Source organism: Pseudoalteromonas sp. BSi20480 (genome assembly GCF_000241365.1).
GTDB lineage: Bacteria > Pseudomonadota > Gammaproteobacteria > Enterobacterales > Alteromonadaceae > Pseudoalteromonas > Pseudoalteromonas marina.
This window is the reverse complement of sequence record NZ_BADX01000128.1, coordinates 1-6,755: the sequence shown is the minus strand read 5'-3', so window position 1 is coordinate 6,755 and position 6,755 is coordinate 1. Positions and strand designations below refer to the sequence as shown.

The following is a 6,755-nucleotide window of genomic DNA, read 5'->3' as shown; positions in this document are numbered from 1 at the left end:
TCCCCAAGTTTAACAGAAGAAATCAACAGTAATTTACCAACACTTAAAATATCAATTAGAGATATTCCAGAGAAGCAGGTTTTTATATTTTATTTTGAGCAGCAAAGGCTGATATTCGAATGTATTCATGTTGAATCACCCGCTATGTCTATGATCAATTATTGTGAATTTAGTAATGGCATTAAAGAAACACTGCTAAACCATAAAGACGCACGAAAACTCCCAATCATTCTTCATCAATCATATTTCTCCGCAAGTATTCGACCATTTTGTGATATGGATTACTTGGAGAATTCTATATGAATGAGATGCTTCTAAAGAACGTTTTAATATTACGATTACCTAAGTAATCGTAATATTAAAACGAGAATTATTTAAAATATTCTCGAAAATGAAATCAATTTACCTATTATGTATTTCAATAGACCCATGAGAAAGTTGAGGTGAAGAATTCATTAGGATTTTTTGATATTCCTCTTTAACTAATGGCTCTTTTGATGAAACTGAAAGAATAGCGTTTGTTCTAATTGGCTATGTTCCAAACATTGATATCATTAATAACAGTTTATTGAGCACTAATTGCAGTAGATATTTCCTCTAAAGTTGAAATATCTACTGATTTATCTAAAAGGGGTTTTGTGCTCATCCCCTCGAAATCACTAAGAATCTATTTGTACGAAAAGTTCGTTTATAAAATTTAAATCATGCTTCAGATTTAAATCTTTTTATATGCCAATGCTTGTATATGTGATTTTTCATATATATAATAATTCACATGCAAATAACTAAGGTTTCATATGAAAAGCCTAAAAAATAAAAAAATCCTTTTCCTTTGCACTGCAAACTCGGCTAGATCTCAAATGGCTGAAGCGTTATTGCGGCATAAAGCGGGAGACATATTTAATGTTTTTAGTGCAGGTACTAAACCTGATGCCGTTGATGTTCGTGCGATTGATGCTTTAGAAAAGTTTGGCTTAGATACTAACGATTTAGTGTCTAAAAGTGTGAATGTCTTTGAAGGTCAAGTATTTGATTACGTCATTACACTATGCGATAAAGCTAATAATGAATGTCGCAGCTACCCTAATGCCGTTAAGCAGTTAGCTTGGGATTTTCCCGATCCAAAAGAGCGTTCTGGTAGTAACCCTTTTTCTACAACATTAAACGAGCTTAACAACCGTCTATCTATGTTTATTTTGGTTGAAGAAAAGGACGCTAAGATCAGTTGTGGTGATACAAAAACCTCAATTGATGTCAAAAGTGACGAATTTGACCCCATCTCCTTTTATAAAAGCCTAACTGATGATATCCGACTGAAAACGTTAATGTTGACGCATTATCATGGTGAGCTTTGCGTTTGTGAGTTAATGGAAGCGATGGAAGAAGATAGCCAGCCCAAAGTATCACGTAATTTAGCTGTTTTGAAAAAAGCTAAAGTGATAACTGATAGAAAGCACGGTCAGTGGGTGTTTTATCGTATCAATCCTGACTTACCGTTATGGGCTAAATCTGTGATTGCACAAACAACAGAGAATAATGTTCCTCTGGTTAGTAACGAACTTCAGCGTTTAGCTAATATGCAAAATAGACCTAATCGAGCAAATTTCTGTAAATAAATTTTCTATAAAGAATGAGTAAAGGATTGAATAATGGGTATTTTTGAGCGTTATTTATCGGTTTGGGTTGGCTTAAGCATTGTGCTTGGTGTGGTATTAGGCTTATGGCAACCTGATGCTTTTCAAGTGATTGCCAACTTTGAGATTGCACACGTTAACATTGTAGTCGCTGTTTTCATCTGGGTGATGATTTATCCCATGATGGTTCAAATTGATTTTTCAGCGATAAAAGATGTGGGTAAAAACCCTAAAGGGCTTGTGTTAACTATTGTCATAAACTGGTTGGTTAAACCTTTCACCATGGCTGGTTTAGGTTGGTTTTTCTTTACTTTCCTTTTTGCTGATTTAGTTGATCCTGCATCTGCACAAGAATACATCGCTGGCATGATTTTATTGGGCGTAGCCCCTTGTACTGCAATGGTATTTGTATGGTCACAGTTAACGAAAGGTGATCCGAACTATACATTGGTTCAAGTATCAGTAAATGATGTGATCATGATCTTTGCTTTCGCACCTATCTCGGCATTTTTACTTGGTGTAAGTGATATTCAAGTTCCTTGGGAAACGTTGATGATTTCTGTAGTGCTTTATGTTTTGCTGCCTTTAATTGCAGGAGTAGTGACTCGTAAAATCCTGAATAATGGTAATGGTGAACAATCATTAAATGAATTGTTATCAACATTAAAGCCTTGGTCGGTTATCGGCCTGTTAGCAACAGTGGTGTTATTATTTGGATTTCAAGCAAATACCATCATTTCTGAACCTGAAACCATTGGCTTAATTGCCATTCCTCTAATGATCCAAACATACGGTATTTTCATTATCGCGTACTTAGCAGCAAAATGGATGAGACTACCACATAACATAGCGGCTCCAGCATGTTTGATAGGTACATCTAACTTCTTTGAATTAGCGGTTGCGGTGGCTATATCCCTTTTTGGTTTACATTCTGGAGCAGCTTTGGCGACCGTTGTTGGGGTATTGGTTGAAGTGCCTGTTATGTTGTCATTAGTTTATATTATTAACCGTACACAAGGCTGGTTTGGGGAAAGCCATGTTTGAGGTATTTACTGACTTAGCCACATGGTTAGTCGTTGATGTTTTTGGATTGTCGAAAGCAACAAAATTAGGCGATGCACTTCATTTTTTTATTGAAGACACCACCAAAATTTTCTTTTTATTACTAGTGATGATTTACGTCATTGCATTGATAAGAGCATCAATAAATGTAGAGCGTGTTCGTGATTATTTAGCCGATAAACATAAAGGTGTCGGTTACATATTAGGCTCTAGTTTTGGCGCAATAACCCCTTTTTGTTCCTGTTCAAGTATTCCTGTATTTTTAGGTTTTACGTCAGCAGGTATTCCTGTTGGCATCACTATGTCATTTCTCATTACCTCTCCGCTAATCAATGAAGTTGCGGTCTTGCTGTTACTAAGCTTATTAGGATGGAAATTCACGTTACTGTATGTGGTTGTTGGTATGTCTGTTGGGATTTTAGGCGGTATTTTCCTTGATGCTATTAGGGCTGAGCGCTGGTTGCAATCCTTTGCTGCGAAAGCTTTAGAGCGTGGTCAAAAGGCTTCCTCTACAGTTCAATCCAAACAGGTTGAAAGCTTGTCTTTAAAAGAGCGACATACCTTTGCCAAAGAGGAAATGTTAGAGATTTTTGGCCGAGTATGGAAATGGGTGATCATTGGTGTTGGGCTAGGCTCTGCGTTACATGGTTTTGTTCCTGATGGCTGGATTGAAGAGCATTTAGGTAATGGTCAATGGTGGTCAGTTCCATCTGCCGTATTATTAGGTATACCTTTATATTCCAATGCCACAGGTGTAATTCCTGTGATGGAAAGTTTAATTAAACAAGGACTTCCTATTGGAACAACACTCGCCTTTTGTATGAGTACTGTGGCAGCAAGTTTTCCTGAATTTATTTTATTAAAACAAGTAATGCAGTGGCGATTACTAGTAGTACTTTTTGCACTTCTACTCGTTGCATTTACGTTAATTGGTTGGATTTTTAATTATCTGACCCCCTTTATTTAAGGAAAAATCATGAAAGAAATAAAAGTATTAGGTACTGGTTGTGCAAAATGTACAAAAACCATTGAAGTTATTGCAAAAATAGCTACTGAATTAAATGTAGATGTACACGTAATCAAAGAAACTGATCCTGAAGTAATTATGGGGTATGGCGTAATGAGTACTCCTGCTGTAATTATTGATGAAGTTAATGTGCATAGTGGCTCTATTCCCCACCGTCAAGAGATTGAATTATGGTTACAGCAATAGCAAAAGTTAACTGTTTAAATGATGGAAATTTACTCGAAGAGATAACATCTACTATCCAACATGAATTTAATGTTTCTCACGTCACCATTCAAATAGAAAGTAAACCTTATGCAAATAACTGTAAATCAATACATTGCACAGATAATTAACGATAGGAAAAATAATGTCACATCCTTTTGATATTTTGGCACTTGAAAACGGTAGCCAACTTATATTTACCCCGTGCCCAGGCACGAAAGATTCTATTTTAGTTGAGTCTATATCAACACTTAAACAAGCAGGTACTAACATGCTTATTACGTTGATGTTTGACGAAGAAATGGAAAAAAACAATGCACTCTCTTTACCAACTGAATGTGAAAAGCAAGGAATTGAGTGGGTTCAATTACCCATTTTAGATGATGCTGCCCCAAGCCAAGCCTTTGAATCTCAGTGGGATGCTCAAAAGGCTAACATTTTAGAGGTGATAAATAACAAGGGCACCATTGCTGTTCACTGCAAAGGTGGCTCTGGCAGAACAGGATTAGTGATTGGACTTATACTTTTAGCTTTTGGGTGGTCAGGTGAAAAGGTAATTGAAGCAGTACAGGAAATACGGCCTAAAGCGCTAAAACACCCAGTACAGCTTGATTATTTCAATACTTATTTATAATTTTTAACAACATTCAGGACAGATTTATGACAATTAAAATCGGTATTAACGGTTTTGGCCGTATGGGACGTTTATCAATGCGTGCAGCATTTGATTGGGATGATATAGAGATTATTCAAATCAATGATCCTGCGGGAAATGCTGAAACACTTGGACATTTAATGACGTTTGATTCAGTACATGGTCGTTGGCATCATGAGGCGAATCATGAAGGCGATTCAATAATTATCAATAACAAGGCTATTCCTTGCACGCAAAACAAAGCGACTCAAGACACTGACTGGTCTAAGTGTGATGTAGTAATTGAGGCATCAGGAAAAATAAAAACGAAAGCGCTGTTACAAGCCTATTTAGATCAAGGTGTAAAGCGTGTTGTGGTTACAGCTCCTGTAAAAGAAGATGGTGTATTGAATATCGTTATGGGAGTAAATGAAAATTTATACGACAAAGCTATTCATCCTATCGTAACAGCAGCTTCATGTACCACTAATTGCCTAGCGCCAGTGGTCAAAGTTATTCATGAAAAAATAGGTATTAAGCATGGTTCAATGACCACTATCCATGACATTACTAATACGCAAACCATATTAGATGCCCCCCATAAGGATTTACGTAGAGCACGAGCATGTGGCATGAGCTTAATTCCGACAACAACTGGCTCGGCTACGGCAATTACGCATATTTTTCCTGAACTAAAAGGGAAGTTAAATGGTCATGCAATACGAGTTCCTTTAACTAATGCATCAATTACAGATTGTGTTTTTGAAGTTGAACGAGCTACAACTGTTGAAGAAGTAAATAAAGTACTTAAACAAGCAGCACAAGGTGAATTGAAAAACATCATGGGATATGAAGAACGACCACTAGTGTCTATTGATTATAAAACTGATCCACGTTCTAGCATCATTGATGCATTATCAACGATGGTAGTAAATGGTACACAAGTAAAACTTTATGTTTGGTATGACAATGAATGGGGCTATGCCAATAGAACGGCTGAGCTAGCACGTATGGTTGGTTTGGCGGACAAAGGTTAATCATGGGGCTTTTATCACTCAAAGCGTTATCACCGCAAATTAAACAATATTTGGTGATAACAGGTAATTACTGGGCGTTTACTTTAACCGATGGTGCACTACGCATGCTCGTAGTGCTATATTTTCATCAGTTAGGATATAGCCCTTTAAATATTGCCATGCTGTTTTTATTTTATGAAATATTTGGTGTTATTACGAATCTTGTTGGTGGTTGGCTAGGTGCACGACTTGGTTTGAACAAAACCATGAACATTGGCTTAGCCATACAAATAATTGCGCTTGGTATGCTTGTTGTTCCTGCTGAAATGCTAACAGTTATCTATGTAATGGCGGCACAAGCTTTATCAGGTATCGCTAAAGATTTAAATAAAATGAGTGCGAAAAGCTCGATAAAGTTACTTGTTCCAGTAGGCGCTGAAGGTAAGCTTTATCAGTGGGTTGCTATACTTACAGGGTCTAAAAATGCGCTAAAAGGTGTAGGGTTCTTTCTTGGAGGTTTGTTACTAACCTTGCTTGAATTTAAAGGTGCAATCATCTTAATGGCTTCACTATTAGCCATAGTGTGGGTATTTAGTTTAATCGCCTTAAAAGATGATTTGGGCAAGGCGACAAATAAACCTAAATTTAATGATATTTTCTCTAAGAGTTCGTCAATAAACATTCTTTCTGCTGCTCGAATGTTTTTATTTGGTGCAAGAGATGTTTGGTTTGTCGTAGCGTTACCCGTTTTTTTAGCTGTGACCTTTAATTGGGATCATTGGTGGGTTGGAGGTTTTATGGCAAGTTGGGTCATTGGCTATGGCATAGTTCAGTCTGTTGCGCCTATTATTACCGGAAAAGGCACGAGGGAAAAGCAAGGTAATGTGCCAACGGGTAGGTCAGCATTTTTATGGGCAAGCTACTTAACATTAATACCTGCTGTGATTGCTTTGGCCTTGCATTTTAATTTTCATATTCAAGCTTCAATCATTATAGGACTACTGATTTTTGGGGCTGTTTTCGCTATTAACTCTTCTTTACATAGCTATCTCATCGTCAGTTATGCAGGTAGTGACGGTGTATCGCTTGATGTTGGTTTTTACTATATGGCTAATGCTATGGGGAGATTAATTGGTACAGTGCTTTCAGGTTGGGTATATCAAAATTATGGCCTAGAT

At 37.0% G+C, this 6,755-nt stretch carries 8 protein-coding genes; all 8 read left to right on the top strand.

Annotated features, from left to right (window positions below; genetic code table 11):
* The coding region (locus P20480_RS19850) for a hypothetical protein (RefSeq protein ID WP_238530306.1) at positions 1-303 on the top strand (303 nt) is incomplete at its 5' end.
* A 494-nt stretch (positions 304-797) separates the two neighbouring features.
* Positions 798-1,616 (top strand): metalloregulator ArsR/SmtB family transcription factor, encoded by an 819-nt coding sequence (locus tag P20480_RS06070; protein WP_008113558.1) that lies wholly within the window; start codon positions 798-800, stop codon positions 1,614-1,616.
* 33 nt (positions 1,617-1,649) lie between these two features.
* On the top strand, positions 1,650-2,678 hold the full coding sequence (arsB, locus tag P20480_RS06075; RefSeq protein WP_008113560.1) for an ACR3 family arsenite efflux transporter: 1,029 nt from the start codon (positions 1,650-1,652) through the stop codon (positions 2,676-2,678).
* Positions 2,671-3,663, top strand: coding sequence for a permease (locus P20480_RS06080; RefSeq protein WP_008113562.1), 993 nt, complete (start codon positions 2,671-2,673; stop codon positions 3,661-3,663). The genes arsB and P20480_RS06080 overlap by 8 nt, the downstream gene beginning before the upstream one ends.
* A 9-nt stretch (positions 3,664-3,672) precedes the next feature.
* On the top strand, positions 3,673-3,909 hold the full coding sequence (locus P20480_RS06085; RefSeq protein ID WP_008113564.1) for a thioredoxin family protein: 237 nt from the start codon (positions 3,673-3,675) through the stop codon (positions 3,907-3,909).
* Positions 3,910-4,072: 163 nt separating this feature from the next.
* Positions 4,073-4,561: a phosphatase domain-containing protein gene (locus tag P20480_RS06090; RefSeq protein ID WP_008113568.1), complete on the top strand. Its 489-nt coding sequence runs from the start codon at positions 4,073-4,075 to the stop codon at positions 4,559-4,561.
* A 26-nt stretch (positions 4,562-4,587) separates the two neighbouring features.
* Positions 4,588-5,598 carry an ArsJ-associated glyceraldehyde-3-phosphate dehydrogenase gene (locus P20480_RS06095; protein WP_008113569.1) on the top strand — a complete coding sequence of 337 codons (1,011 nt, stop codon included), beginning with the start codon at positions 4,588-4,590 and terminating at the stop codon, positions 5,596-5,598.
* Between the two features lie 2 nt (positions 5,599-5,600).
* Positions 5,601-6,755: organoarsenical effux MFS transporter ArsJ (gene arsJ, locus P20480_RS18400; RefSeq protein ID WP_033025638.1), on the top strand; the 1,155-nt coding region annotated here is incomplete at its 3' end.